The 13606-nt window shown below is 71.5% G+C and carries 11 protein-coding genes; 4 read left to right on the top strand and 7 right to left on the bottom strand.

What is annotated here, in order from left to right; all coding sequences use genetic code 11:
* Window position 1: 1 nt before the first annotated feature.
* From WME82_RS26705 to WME82_RS26715, 3 genes are all read left to right on the top strand, one after another.
* Window positions 2-541, top strand: coding sequence for a MarR family winged helix-turn-helix transcriptional regulator (locus WME82_RS26705; RefSeq protein WP_438037602.1), 540 nt, complete (start codon window positions 2-4; stop codon window positions 539-541).
* Between the two features lie 72 nt (window positions 542-613).
* Window positions 614-1231 carry an ECF-type sigma factor gene (locus WME82_RS26710; protein WP_438037603.1) on the top strand — a complete coding sequence of 206 codons (618 nt, stop codon included), beginning with the start codon at window positions 614-616 and terminating at the stop codon, window positions 1229-1231.
* Entirely contained in the window at window positions 1215-2807 is a 1593-nt protein-coding gene (locus tag WME82_RS26715; protein WP_438037604.1) for a serine/threonine-protein kinase, read from the top strand. The genes WME82_RS26710 and WME82_RS26715 overlap by 17 nt, the downstream gene beginning before the upstream one ends.
* A gap of 88 nt (window positions 2808-2895) precedes the next feature.
* Here the strand turns inward: WME82_RS26715 and WME82_RS26720 are convergent, their stop codons facing one another.
* The 7 genes from WME82_RS26720 to WME82_RS26750 all read right to left on the bottom strand — a co-directional run bounded on the left by WME82_RS26720 (window position 2896) and on the right by WME82_RS26750 (window position 10761).
* Window positions 2896-4056 (bottom strand): homogentisate 1,2-dioxygenase, encoded by a 1161-nt coding sequence (locus tag WME82_RS26720; RefSeq protein WP_437740362.1) that lies wholly within the window; start codon window positions 4054-4056, stop codon window positions 2896-2898.
* Window positions 4056-5210, bottom strand: a complete 1155-nt coding sequence (locus tag WME82_RS26725; protein WP_438037605.1) for a 4-hydroxyphenylpyruvate dioxygenase family protein — start codon at window positions 5208-5210, stop codon at window positions 4056-4058. Before WME82_RS26725 ends, WME82_RS26720 begins: the two co-directional genes overlap by 1 nt.
* The gene (locus WME82_RS26730) at window positions 5207-6184 is read right to left on the bottom strand and encodes a fumarylacetoacetate hydrolase family protein (protein ID WP_438037606.1); all 978 of its coding nucleotides are present in this window, start codon (window positions 6182-6184) and stop codon (window positions 5207-5209) included. Before WME82_RS26730 ends, WME82_RS26725 begins: the two co-directional genes overlap by 4 nt.
* 120 nt (window positions 6185-6304) lie before the next feature.
* Complete coding sequence (locus WME82_RS26735; protein ID WP_438037607.1) at window positions 6305-7261, bottom strand: hypothetical protein; 957 nt, start codon at window positions 7259-7261, stop codon at window positions 6305-6307.
* A gap of 414 nt (window positions 7262-7675) precedes the next feature.
* Window positions 7676-8122: a DUF3237 family protein gene (locus WME82_RS26740; RefSeq protein WP_437849822.1), complete on the bottom strand. Its 447-nt coding sequence runs from the start codon at window positions 8120-8122 to the stop codon at window positions 7676-7678.
* Window positions 8119-9345, bottom strand: a complete 1227-nt coding sequence (locus tag WME82_RS26745) for a flavin-dependent oxidoreductase (protein ID WP_438037608.1) — start codon at window positions 9343-9345, stop codon at window positions 8119-8121. The genes WME82_RS26740 and WME82_RS26745 overlap by 4 nt, the downstream gene beginning before the upstream one ends.
* A gap of 216 nt (window positions 9346-9561) precedes the next feature.
* Window positions 9562-10761, bottom strand: a complete 1200-nt coding sequence (locus WME82_RS26750; RefSeq protein ID WP_437739313.1) for an MFS transporter — start codon at window positions 10759-10761, stop codon at window positions 9562-9564.
* 639 nt (window positions 10762-11400) lie between these two features.
* Here WME82_RS26750 and WME82_RS26755 point away from each other — a divergent pair.
* Window positions 11401-13002: a PAS domain-containing protein gene (locus WME82_RS26755; protein WP_438037609.1), complete on the top strand. Its 1602-nt coding sequence runs from the start codon at window positions 11401-11403 to the stop codon at window positions 13000-13002.
* Window positions 13003-13606 lie beyond the last annotated feature (604 nt).

Here is a 13606-nt window from a genome sequence, read left to right on the forward strand (position 1 = left end):
GGTGACCGATTTTGCCCGCGCCGCCCAGATCATCGCGAGCCAGTGCGCCCTCGTGCGCGTCCGCCGCGCGTCGCGCGCGCTGACGCGGCTCTACGACGACAGCCTGCGCGCCGCGGGGCTCCAGGCGACGCAGCTCACGATGCTCGCCGCGGTCGCGACGTGCGGCGACGAGGGCGTGCAGCTCAGCGCGCTCGCGGACGGGCTCGTCATGGATCGCACGACGCTCACGAGGAACCTCGTGCCGCTCGAGAAGGCGGGCCTGCTCCGCGTGGCGCGGGCGCCCGGCGACGCGCGCGTCCGCATCATCTCCCTGACGCGCCAGGGAGAGCGCGCGATCGAGGCAGCGTTCCCGCTGTGGGAGCGGACGCAGAAGCATGTCCGCGAGCAGCTCGGCGAGAGCAGGGCCGACGCGCTCCGCGAGGAGCTCGGGCGCGTCGTGGCCCTGGCCACGCGGCCCGAGAAGGCGGCGCCACCCGAGCGGACGAAGCCGAGGGCGCCGACGCAGCGGAAGGCGCGGACGGGCAAGCGCAGAGCGAAGTGAGATGGAGCGCGCGGTCGGGCTCGTCGGCGCGGCCACTTGGTGTACGCTCCGGCCTGATCGAGGCGCACCCCCATGAACGCGAGCGACCGACGCGCCCCCGGACCGAGCGCCGGCGAGGCCATCACGGGCCTCCTGCACGCCGCCCAGGAGGGCCAGAGGGACGCCACGGACGCCCTCCTCCGCGCCGTCTATGCCGAGCTCAAGACGATCGCCCTGGCCCGCGTCCGCCACCTCCGCGCCGGGCAGACCCTCGGCCCCACCGCGCTCGTCCACGAGGCGTACGAGAAGCTCTTCCGGGACGGCGAGGCCCGCTTCCAGAGCCGCGCCCATTTCTTCGGCGCCGCCTCCCAGGCCATGCGCGATCTCCTCGTCGATTACGCGCGCCACAAGGCCGCTCGGAAGCGGGGCGGCGATCAGGTGCGCGTCCCCGAGGAGGACCTCCACGAGCTGCCCCTCTCGCTCGATCTCCCCGTCGAGGACCTCCTCGCCCTCGACGAGGCCCTGCGCAAGTTGAGCCAGGAGCACCCGCGCAAGGCCGAGATCGTGATGCTGCGCTACTTCGCGGGCCTGACCGAGGACGAGATCGCCGAGCTCTCGGGCGTGACGACGCGCACGGTCGAGCGCGACTGGCGCTTCGCCAAGGCGTGGCTCTACCGGGCGCTCCACGGCGGAGATGAGCCCGCCCCTTGATCCGAGCGAGGTAGAGGCGCTCTTCGAGGCGGCGCTCGATGAGCGCCACGAGCACCGCCGGGCGTTCCTGGAGGCGCGGTGCGCGGGCCGCCCGGAGCTCCTCCGGGAGGTGTGGAGCCTGCTCCGGAGCGACGGCGAGCAGCCGGACGGGTTCTTGAAGGGCGCCGCCGTCGCCCTCCCCGGCCGCGACGAATCGCTGAGCCCCGGCGCGCGCATCGGGCGGTTCACGGTGCTCGCCAAGGCCGGCCAGGGCGGGATGGGCGTCGTCTATGCGGCCTACGACGCGGAGCTCGACCGCCGCGTCGCCCTCAAGCTCATCGCGCCGGGGAGGTTCGAGCCCGACGACCGGGCCCGCCTCGTGCGCGAGGCGCAGGTGATGGCCAGGCTCTCACACCCGAACGTCGTCCCCATCTACGAGATCGGCGAGCACGAGCGGGGCGTGTTCGTGGCGATGGAGTTCGTCGACGGCCGGACGCTCCGCGACCTGCGCGGCGAGCAGCCCCGCGCGTGGGAGGCCGCGCTCGCCGCGGGGATCCAGGCGGGCCGCGGCCTCGCGGCGGCGCACCAGGAGGGGCTCGTCCACCGCGACGTCAAGCCGGACAACATCCTGATCGGCAAGGACGGCCGGGCGCGCATCGCCGATTTCGGGCTCGCGCGCCTCCACGTCGAGGAGGACCGGCCCCTCTCCAGCGGGGGCCCCGAAGCCGAGATCGCCGGGGAGGACGCGCTCCACGCGCCGCTCACGGCCGGGAGCGCGTTCATGGGGACGCCGGCGTACATGGCCCCCGAGCAGGCCGAGCGAAAGCCGGCGACGGCGAGGAGCGATCAGTGGAGCTTCTGCGCCACGCTCTACGAGGCGCTCTACGGGGAGCCGCCGTTCGAGGGCGAGGACGTCCGAGCGCGGCTCGACGGGGCGCGGCGCGATCTCCTGAGGCCGGCGCCGGCCGGCTCGAAGGTGCCCGCGCGGGTCCGGGGCGCGCTCGCGCGCGGGCTCCGCGCGCGGCCCGAGGAGCGGTGGCCGAGGCTCGACGATCTGCTGGGCGTCCTCGCCGACGAGCTGGCGAGGAGCTCCGAGTTCGATCTCACGGTCTCCAGGCGCGAGCGCATCCGCTTCGGCCTCCTGATCGGCGCCCTCGGCGTCGTGATGGCGACGGTGGGTATCGGCCGCGTCGTCCCGGTGGTCCGCCCCGTGGACCTCTTCGCCATGGGCTGCGTCACGGCGCTCGCGGGGCTCACGCTGCTCCGGGTCTTCCGCCGCCCTCTCTCGAAGAGCGCGGTGAACCGGCGGATCGGCCACGTGGTGAAGGTGCTGCTCGTCGCGATGCTCCTTCACCGGGCGCTCGCCGTGATCACGGACGAGCCCGTGGAGCGCGCGCTCGCGACGAACCTGCTCCTCTTCGCGGCCGTCCACGCGACCGCCGCGCCGAGCCTGCCGAGGGCGAGCTGGCTAGCCGCCGCGCTCTGCGCGGCGTGCGCGGCGGCCGCCGCGGTCTTCCCGGAGCACGCCGCCGCGATCTACGTCACGGGCGTGCTGGGCTCGCTGACGATCGCCATCGTGGTGTGGCACCTCGAGTAGCGCGCTGTCGCCTGTCGCTGATCGATTCACGGCGTCCGGCGCGCGCTGGAATCCAACGAGACGATCGTCGGCCGAGCGCCTGACCCGGCTAGGGGCCCGCGATGAAGCTGTCCTGGTAGCCCGGGTCCTCCACCGCGAGCGCGGCCGCGGTGGCCGAGAGCGGGCGGATCGTGTCGAGCATGACCGCGAGCTCGCTCGTCTCGCGCGCCCCGAGGCTCGCCTCGTACGCGCCCGGGTGCGGCCCGTGCGGGACGCCGGCCGGATGGTGCGAGATGCTGCCGGGGCCGACGCCGCGGCGCGAGGTGAAGTTGCCGCGGCAATAGAACAGGAACTCGTCGCAATCGACCGACGCGTGGGGGTACGGGCAGGGGATCGCCTCCGGGTGGAAGTCGGTCGGGCGCGGCACGAAGCTGCAGACGAGGGCGCCCCGCGCGGCGAATGTCCCGTGCCAGTCCGGAGGCAGGTGCACGAGCCCGACGCGCGCCTGGAAGCGCTGGATCGGGAACGCGAACGGGTACACCGCCCCGTCCCAGCCGACGACGTCGAGCGGCGAGCGCTCGAGGGCGAAGCCGTGGAAGGCGCCGCCGCGCTTCACGACGAGCGCGCGGATGCCCTCGTCGAGGGGGCCGACGAACGTGGGCCGCCGGAAATCGCGGTGCGAGTACGGCGCGTCCATCCGCAGCTGGCCGACCTCGTTGCGCCACTTGCGCGGGAGGTGGATGTCCGCGGCCTCGATCGAGAGCCACCGCTGGGGCGCGGCGTCCGGGAGGAAGCGGTAGAAGAGCCCCTTCGGGATGACGACGTAATCGTCCTGCTCGAAGCGGAGATCGCCGAGCATCGTGCGCAGGACGCCGCCCCCGTGGAAGATGAAGAACAGCTCGTCGGCGTCCGCGTTCGCGAAGTACACCGGATCGGCCGCGTCCGGCTGGACGAGCCCGATCACCACGTCGTCGTTGAAGAGCAGCGGCACGCGGCAGTCGACGGCGGGCCCGCCCCGCCGCGGCAGATCCTGCGACCGGTAGTGCCGCTTCGCCAGCGGGCGCGCCGGCGCGGCGACCGGCAGCGTGAAGCCGTGCGCGGCCTCCGCGACCCGGTGCTCGTGCGGCCGGCGCTCGTGGTAGGCGATCGTGTAGGGGCCGTCGAAGCCCGCCCGCGTCAGGCACTCCTCGTAGCGGAGATCCCCCGCCTCGCTGCGCAGGGCGATGTGGTGCTTGGGCGGCACGATCCCGGCGACGACGCGATCGAGCATCAGCCGCTCCCCCCTGCCTTCTGCTGCCGCTCGATGCTCTCGAACAGCGCCCGGAAATTGCCGGCGCCGAAGCCGCGATCCCCCTTGCGCTGGATGAGCTCGAAGAAGAACGGCCCGGCGTCGGGATCGCGGTGCGTACCCGACGACTCCTTGAGGAAGATCTGGAGGAGGTACGACCTCGCGCCGTCGCCGTCGACGAGCACCTCGAGCTCGCGCAGCGCCGCCGCGTCCTCGTCGATCTGCCCGATGCCGAGCCGCTGCAGGCGCTCGGGCAGCATGTCGTAATAGGCGGCCGGGGTCGGCATGAACTCCACGCCCCGGCCGCGCATCGCGCGCACCGCGGCGAGGATGTCCTCCACGGCGAGCGCCACGTGCTGCACCCCGTCGCCGCGGTGCTCCTCGTTGAAGACGTTGATCTGCGAGCTCTTGAAGTGCGGCCGGTAAGGCTCGTTGTTCGCGAACTTCACGCCCGAGGCCGGGTCCCACATCACGGCCGAGCGCAGGCCCGAGCCGTGGTCCGTGTCCTTCGCGACGTCGTTCGTGTGGAACGCGATCTGCCAGAACGGCTCGAGCCCGAGCACGTGCTCCATCCAGAGCAGGGCGGGCGCCATCGTCTGGAAGTTCGAGGTGATGTGATCGAACCGGGCGATCCCGAAGCGGTTCTCGCCGCCGCGCGGCGCGTCGTAGGCCACGCAGCCGGGGAACAGCGCCCGGTATCCGCGCCGCTCCACGAAGCGAAAGGTGGTGTCGCCGAACGGCGTCGTGATCGAGAACGAGGCGAAGGTGCCGCCCTCGTCCGTCGCCCGGTGGATCTCGTCGATCGGCGTGCCCCCGCGGCCGTCGAGCAGCCGGAAGGCGCGGTCGATGTCCTCCACCTCGAAGATGACCGTGCCCACCCCGTCGGGGTGCTTGCGCAGGTAGCGCCACGCCCGCCCCCCCTCGCCGATCGGCTGCGAGCAGACGACGACGCACTCGCCGGCCTGGAAGACGACCGACTGCTGCGCCGCCGCCGCGGTGAGCTCCGGCGAGCTCGCGGCGATCTCCTGGAAATCGAGCTTCTCCGTGTAGAACCTGCGGCTCCGCTCCAGGTCGCGCACGTAGTAGTGCAGCGCCTCCACGCGCTTGATGCCGATCGACTCCACCTTGGCGCTCATCCGGGTACCACCCGCTGCGCGATGCGCCCGAACAGGCTCTCTCCCGCGCGATTCAGCATCTCGATCATGATCGTGTCTCCTGGCTTCATGAAAGGCGTCGTGGCCGCGCCGCGCGCGAGGATCTCGAGCATGCGCTTCTCGGCCAGGCACGACACGCCGCGCGCCGGATCCCGGTTCGAGACGGTGCCGCTGCCGAGGAGCGTCCCCGCCATGAAGCCGCGGGTCCGGGCGATGTGCTCGATGAGCTCGAAGAACGAGAAATGCATCTCCGGGCCGGCCTCGGGATCACCGATGAGCGCGCCGTTGTAGGTCGAGCGCAGCCGCAGGTGGACGCGCCCGTCGCGGAGCGCGTCCCCGAGCTCGTCGGGCGTGATCGCGAACGGCGAGAACGCGGTGGCGGGCTTGGAGCAGAAGAACCCGAAGCCCTTCGCGAGCTCGGCGGGCACGAGGTTGCGCAGCGTCACGTCGTTGGCCAGCAGGAAGAGGCGGATGTGCCGGTGGGCCTCTTCGCGGCGCGTGCCCTGCGGGGTGTCGCCGAGGACGGCGCAGACCTCGGCCTCGAAATCGAGGCCCCAGGCCTCGTCGTGCAGGACGATGTCGTCGGTCGGGCCGAGGAGGACGCCGGAGCCGCCCTGGTACACAAGCGGATCGGTCGTCAGCGTCTCGGGAGGCTCGGCGCCGCGCGCCTTGCGCACCAGCACGATGTGGTGGATGTACGCCGAGCCGTCGACCCACTCGTACGCGCGGGGCAGCGGCGCCGCGAGATCTTCCACGGCGAGCGGGATCACCGCCGCGTCGCCCCGCTCGATATCGTCGGCGATGCGGCGGAGCGCGGGCTCGGCGCGCTCCCAGTCGTCCAGCGCGGCCTGGAGCGTGGGGAGGGCGGCGCCGGCGGGCGCGTAGGCGAGGCCGTCGCGGCGGACGACGACGAGCGTGCCATCGCGGCCGGGGCCGCGGAGAGAGGCGAGCTTCATGCGCGTGCGAGCTCCATGGAGGTGATTGCGATGATTTCGTACCCGATCCCACTGGCTCGCGGCATAGGCATACGCGCCTATGCCGCGGATCGTGGGCGCGAAACCCCATCGTCTTGAGGATCACTTTTGCAGCTGGACGCCGAGAAACAGGGCGTTCCCTTTCGCCCCCGACAGATCGCTTCTTTGATAGCCGAGCGCGACACGCGCGGCGTGCCCCTCGATGATGTAGCCCATCTGGGCATCGATGAGCAGATAGGAGTCGGCGTTCTTCGGCTTCGCTTGTTGCAGCCGGACCAGAGGCTGCAATTTCCCGACGCCGACGTTGCTCGGCGTGAGGTAGCTCGCGAGCGCAAAATAGGAATAATCGAACCTCTCGAAGTCGCCGAAGTACTTGTAGAATGCGCCCTCGAGCGTGATGGTGCCCGCCGCGCCGAGGTTCTTCTCGAACAGGAGGTCGGCGTTGACCTCGCCGTAGGTGTCCTTGCGTGGGATGCCTGCGGGCTCGCCCGGCGCAGGGGGCGGCAGCGATTCGACAGAACCTTCCTTCTGCACCTCACCCGCCACGCCGAGCGCGAGGATGCTCTTCTCCCCGAGGTACGTGGCCTTCTGGTAATAGGCTGGCTCCGGGTCGAGCAAGCTCAAGTTGAGCCTCGCCGTGTAAAGCGGGCTCACCGAAGAGTCATGCAGGTTGAAAGCCCCCACATAATACTTGAACAGGCCGCCCGCCGCCTTGCCCCAGGTGGTCACCCCATCGTTGCGCCCGAAAGGCCCCTGTCTCGGCCCGATCGGCGGCGCATAAGGCTCGAAGAATCCGGGATAGTTCCACGGCCCCATCGACCACGGCCCGGAGAAGGCGGAGCGATCCGACGGCACGATCATTCGACCGATCCAGACGTTCAGCAGATCATGAAACTGGAACTTGGCGATGGCGTCACGGATGGTCGCGCTGCCCGTGATGTTGCCCCCGGTCGGGGTCGGCCCGAACTGAGCGACGATCGCGCCCTGCAGGCCGATGAATCGGTTGATCTCGCCTGAAAACGACAGATCCAGCTCTCCGTCCCCGAGCAGCCGGTCCATCTTCTCGCGCGCGCCGGGGTTCTGTAAGCGACCTCCGACGCGGACCCAGGCCGCGACGCTGACCGGCTTCTTCCATGGCTCCTTCTCCGCCGGCGGTGCCGTCGAAGCTGGACCAGGCCCGGCAGCGCTCTGCGGCGCCGGCGCGCCGGCGGGGGCTTCCGCAGGCGGCGCTGGCGCCGCGCTCGCGTCTGCAGCGGGGGCCGCATTCGGCGGAGCCTCGCCCGTGGGCGCCGGCGGCGCCTCGGGCGGCGGTTGTGCCCGTGCCGAGCGATGGAAGGAAGTGATGCCGAGGATGACGGCCAAGAACCCTGCGCCGACATCGCCCCGGCGTCTCGCCGCTCTCGTCTGTGTGCTCATGCGTTCTCCGTGTCAGGCCATCCGAGGCCTTGAAGATCTCAGCCGCGCTCGCGCCCCCTAGCCGATCTCGTACACCGTGAGCCGCACCCGGTCGGCCAGCCGCTCGCCCACGGACAGGGCCAGCACGGCGTTCAGCCGCAGGAGCCCCGGCGCCGAGGTGCGCATACGGATGGCGGTGCGGAAGTAGTAGAGCCCGGGGTCCACGGCCTCGCCGCGCCCGAGCGCCGCCAGCACCTCCGGCGGCCCGGCGCGGACGCCTTCGGAGAGGATCTCCACCGTCCCATGGCCGGCGATGTCGAGGATGTAGTGGGCGGAGATGTCCATCCGCCCGTCGGCCCAGATCGTCTGCCAGTCGCCGCCCGGCAGCACCCGCCCCTCGAGGCCGCCAGCCACCGTGCCGCCGACAATCGGGATGAAGCGCCGGCCGGGCGAGCTCGGATTGACGGTGACCGGCGGGTCCACCGCCACCTCGAGCGTCATCAGAGGGATGAGGGGAGGGCTCACGCGCGGGGCTCCGAGGCGCGCTTCAGGCCGGTCAGCACCTTGTAGCGGGCGGCGATGGCCTCCAGCTCGCCCGGGGCGAAGACGTCCTCGATACGGTCGAATCCGTCGGGCGCGCGGTCCTGGGTGATCTGCATGCACTGCTCCGGACCGTTGCCGCGATTGGCCGCGACGATGGCGGCGGTGGCGGGAAGGCGCTCGGCCTCGTAAGCGGCCAGCGCTTCCACGGGATCGGCATGGGCGGCGAGCGCGCGGACCAGGGCGCGGGCGTCCAGGATGGCCTGGCTCGCCCCGTTGGAGCCGATCGGATACATCGGATGGGCGGCGTCCCCCAGCAGCGTCATGCGCCCATGGCTCCAGCGAGGCAGCGGATCGCGGTCGACCAGCGGGAACTCGTAGATCGCCTCGGCGTTCCGGATCAGGCCGGGCACATCGAGCCAGTCGAAGCGCCAGGCCTCGAACCTGGGCAGGAAGTCGGCGGGCTCGCCCCGCCGGTTCCAGTCCTCCCGTCGCAGGCTCTCGGCGATGGCGAGCTCGGCGATCCAGTTGATCGTCTGGCGGCCGTCCGGCCCCGGTGGGGAGATGGGATAAGCGACGAACTTCTGGTCCTGATGCCCGGCCATGATCATGCTGGCGCCGGTGAGGAAGGGCATCGCCAGGCTGGTCGCCCGCCACAGGATGCGGCCGCCATAGACCGGCGGCCCCTCGTCCGGATAGAGGCCGGCGCGCGCCGCCGAATGGATGCCGTCGGCGCAGATCAGGAGATCGGCTGGAACCGTCCAGGCCACGCCCTCGCGGTTGAGGAAGCGCGCCACGATGCGGCCCTCGCCCTCTTCGTGGGCCAGGAGGCGCCGGTCGCAGATCACCCGGTCGGCACCCAGCCGCTCGACGGCGGCGTCGAACAGCACGCCTTGCAGGGCGCCGCGGTGCAGGGAGATCTGCGGCGCGGCGTGACCCGCGAAGCGGCCGCGCGGCTCGCCCCAGATGCGCTGGCCGAAGCGGTTGAAATACACAAGCTCCCGGGTCGCCACCCCATGAGCCATCAAGGCCTCGACCAGGCCCAGCTCATCCAGCACCTCGGCGGCGTGGGGCAGGAGGTTGATGCCGACCCCGAGCGGCAGGATGGTGGGCACGGCCTCGAACACCGTCACCTCATGGCCCGAGGCGTGTAACGCCAGAGCCGCGGCCAGGCCGCCGATCCCGGCGCCCGCGACGATTACCTGCATGAGTCCTCCCGCAGACATGCGGCTCGACGCCGCACCTCGTTGAAGCCGCCGCCAAGCGGGCGAAGCGCGCGACGAACAGCACCGCCAGCGCCAGCAGCAGCCAGTCCTCTCGAACGATCCAGCGGGCGGCGCCCCTCGGGACCGCGCGGGCCGAAGGCCCCGCCGCCCGGATGGCGCCCGGCGCGCGGCCGGGCGCGGATCGCCTCCGCCCTTTCCTCATTCACCGGCATAACGTCCACGAATGGTCATCACCGCCGCCGCAACCCCGGCCGACAGGACCACTGGCACCATGGCCATGGCCACGCCCGCGGGACCCCAGCCCTGCCCCAGCAGGTGGCCCGCCACCAGCGGCCCGCCGATGGAACCCAGCCGGCCGGCGGCGATGGAGGCGCCGGTGGCCAGCCCACGCGCCCGCGCCGGGTAATAGAGCGGGATGACGCCATAGAGCGAATATTGCGCGCCCAGCAAGAAGAAGCCGGCCAGGCCGGCCAGCACCAGCACCGGCGGCAGGCTGTCGGCCCCCGCCAGGCCGAACAGCGACAGGGCCAGGGCGGGATAGGCCGCGATGATGGGAAGGCGCGGCCCGAGCCGATCCACCAGCATGCCGATGACCCAGCAGCCGATGACGCTGCCGACATTGAAGGCGAAGGCGGCGCCAGCACCCCCGACTCCGCCCAGGCCCTTGGCGGCGACCAGCGACGGCAGCCAGTTCAGCAGCAGATACAGCACCAGCAGCGTCAGGCCGAAGGTGAACCAGGCCAGCAGCGTGACCAGCAGCCGGCCATCGCCGAACAGCGCCTGTCCCCCGCCCGGCGGCTGGGCGCCGCTGGCCGCTGCGGTGCGGCTGTCGGGCATCAGCCGCGCCATGACCGGCAGCAGCAGCAGCGGCAGCACGCCGCCGGCCAGGAAGATGCTCTGCCAGCCGAACCGCGCCAGAAAGCCGGCCGCGAACAGCGCCGCCAGCGCGCCTCCGGCCGGCATGCCGCTGAACATCAACGTGGTGGTGCGGGTCCGCCGGTCGGGCGGGGCGATCTCCAGGGCGACGGCCACCAGGGTGGGCATCGCCGCCCCCAGCCCTGTCCCGGCCAGGAGCCGGTAGAGGCCCAGCGACACGGGCCCTCCCGCCACCACGGTGGCCAGCGTGAACAGGCCGAAAACGCCGACGGCCAGCATCAGCAGCGGCTTCCGGCCCATGCGGTCGGCCATCCAGCCGCCGGCCAGCGCGCCGCAGACCAGCCCGGCCATACCGGCCCCGAACACGACGCCCGCCTGCCCTGGCGTCAGGCCCAGGGCGGGGATCAGCAGGGGGGCGGCCACGCCGACCGCCTGGATGTCGAACCCTTCCAGCAGCGCGATCAGGAAGCACAGCGACAGCGTGACGGCGCCGCGCGGCGCGTGAGGGGGCGATGCGCCCATGGGGAAACCTCCCGTTTCGTTCCCGTTGCCCGGGATGGTTGCAGCCGGCGGCAGCCGAACCGATGCGGTGTTTGACGTAGCTGGTGGAGCGTGACGGACCCGGTGATGCAACGACTTCGTACCCGAGCCCTCGGGCTCGAGGCATAGGCATACCCGCCTATGCCTCGAGGCGAGCCGCTGTCAGGCGACAGGATTTTTGCTGCCGCGATGGGGGTCGGGGCGGAGGCGGGCGCGGTGGCTGCAGGAGTGTTGACGCACATCCTCGTCGAGAGCGTGGAGCGGTGCTCTCTCGATCCGCTCTCGCTCTTGCGCCGACGCGCGGCCAACGTCCCGCTCTGGCCGATGGCCTTCATGGTGAGGAAAACAGCGCAAGTGACCTGACGAGCTCGGCGACGAGGAAAGGAACAGAGGGACGAATCACACAGTGTGCGGGTGCATGGGCGGGCAATGCCAGGACGCCTGCCGCGTGTGCCACGGCGCGCGGTGGTCCAGGTGGCGCAGCGCCGGCAGCGGCCGTTGTCCGGCGGTTCACGGAACCGCGCCCGGGCTGAGCTCGACCAGCGGCTCCGCTGCCTGTGGATGCGTCATGGGGTCACCGAGGCCGCCACCCTGAGGAGCTCTTGATCTACGCTCCTCCCGATGCCAAGCGACGCCCCTGCTGATCTCTGCTCGCTCGCCTTCACCTGCAGCGTCGACCCGCTGCTCTTGCTCGATGAAAGCGGTCGGATCCTGGCGCTGAACCCCGCCGCCGAGCGCCTCTCCTCCACTCCCGCGTCGGCGGCGCGGGGGAGGCCCGTCGATGAGATCCTGCGGCCCGATGCGCCCCTCGGCGCGCTGCTCGATCAGGTGCTCCGCGATCGCGCCCCGCGCGCCCTGCCGCCCGACTTCACGCTCCACCTCGCGAACGAGCGCGTCGTCCTCGCCGAAGGCAGCCTCAGCCCGCTCGTCGACCCTGCGGGCGCGTGCGCCGCCGTGCTCCTCGCGCTGCGCGACGTGACCGAGCAACGCCGGGCCGAGCGGGCGGCGTGCGACCAAGGAGCGCGCCTGCGCGCGGCCGTCGAGGCGCTCGACGTCGGCTTCGTCATCTACGATGCCGAGGAGCGGCTCCGCTTCTTCAACGCGGCGTACAAATCGCTCTACCCCGAATGTGCCGCCGCCATTCAGATGGGCAATACGTTCGAAGATGTCGTCCGCGAGGGCTGCCGGCACGGGATCCACCTCCACAGCGGCCTCGGCGAAGAGGAGTGGGTCGCCGCTCGCCTCGCGGAGCATCGCCGCCCCGGGGACGTCTTCGTGCGGCGGTTCGGGGACCGCTGGATCACCCTCAAGAGCGGGCGCCTCCCCGACGGCAGCTTCGTCGGCCTGCGGATCGACACCACCGCGCTCAAGGAGGCAGAGCTCGCCCTCGAGCGCGAGCGGCAGTTCATCCGCCTCGTGCTCGACACCATCCCGATCGTCGTCACGGTCAAGGATCGGGACGGCAAGATGAAGCTCGTCAGCAAGAGCTACGCCGAGCTGTACAACACCACGGTGGAGGGCGCGGTGGGAAAGACCGTTGACGATCTGCCGCGCTCCCACGCCGAGCTCTCCGTCATCGGCGAGATGGACCGGGAGGTGCTCGCGCGCATGCAGCCGGTCTCGAGGGTTCACCCCGTCACGCGCCCGAACAGCAAGACGCGGTGGATGTCCGTCGTCAAGGTGCCTCTCGTCGAGCAGGACGGCACGGCGCACATCCTCGCCATTGGAACGGACATCACGGCGCAGCGGGAGCACGAGGAGCACATGACGGCGACCATCGCCGAGCTCGAGCGGCAGAAGCACGCCATCGCCGGTCAGCTCGCGGTCATCCAGCGCCAGCAGGCGCTCATCCGCGCCCTGTCCACGCCCATCCTCCAGGTCGCCCACGGCGTGCTCGCCGTGCCCCTCATCGGCGCGCTCGACGACGCCCGCGCGGCCGACGTCACCAGCAAGCTCCTCGACGAGGTCGTGCGCACAGGCGCTCGCTTCGCCATCATCGACGTCACCGGCATCGAGAGCGTCGACGCCGCGACGGCCGACCACCTCGTCCGCATCGTCCGCGCGATCCGCCTGCTCGGCGCGAGCGGCGTCCTCACCGGCATCGGGCCCGCCGTCGCCCAATCCATGTGTGGCATCGGGGTCGACCTCTCCGGCGTCACCACACACGGCAACCTCCGCGCCGGCATCGAGGTCTGCCTCCGCGCGCTGCCCGGCCTTCGCTGAGCGATGCAGGCGTTTCCCGTCCTCCGCGAGGGCGACGCGGAACGGAGCGCGGAACGGAGCGCGGAACGGAGATGGAAGGCGTGGTGATTCGACTCAAGACCCTTGACGACCGGCTCGATTCGATGCACCCTTCCGCCGTCGCTATGGTCGTCGTTGCCGCCTCCCCTTCCTCGCTCACGGCCCATCCCGCGAGCGAGCCCCGCTGACGGGCGACGGAGCGCGCGACGCGTTCAAGAGGCCGCCCCGGGGATCCGGAGGCGGCCTCTTTCATTCTGGCGTCGTCAAACCGACCTGCGACTCGACTGGAGGAGCTCGATGAAGAACACCCTCGTCCTCTGCGCGTGACGTTGTCACGCGGAGGCATCGTCACGCGCTAGCCCGGTACCCCGTATCCGGGTGTGCTCGGGGACGCTGCGCCCGGTCGAGATGAGCCGCGGGCGCCGTCCCCGGCCGCCTACTCCGCGAGATCCCTGAAGCGGCGTTGGGTGGTCCCATGAGTAAGAAGAAGAAGTCTGAGGCCAAGCGGCATCGGAGGGCGGCGAAGCGCGCGCGCAAGGCCGCCGAGAGAGCGAAGTACGAAGCATGGAAGGCGGCGGGGCAGAAC

The organism is Sorangium sp. So ce128 (assembly GCF_051525245.1).
GTDB classification, from domain to species: domain Bacteria; phylum Myxococcota_A; class Polyangia; order Polyangiales; family Polyangiaceae; genus Sorangium; species Sorangium cellulosum_B.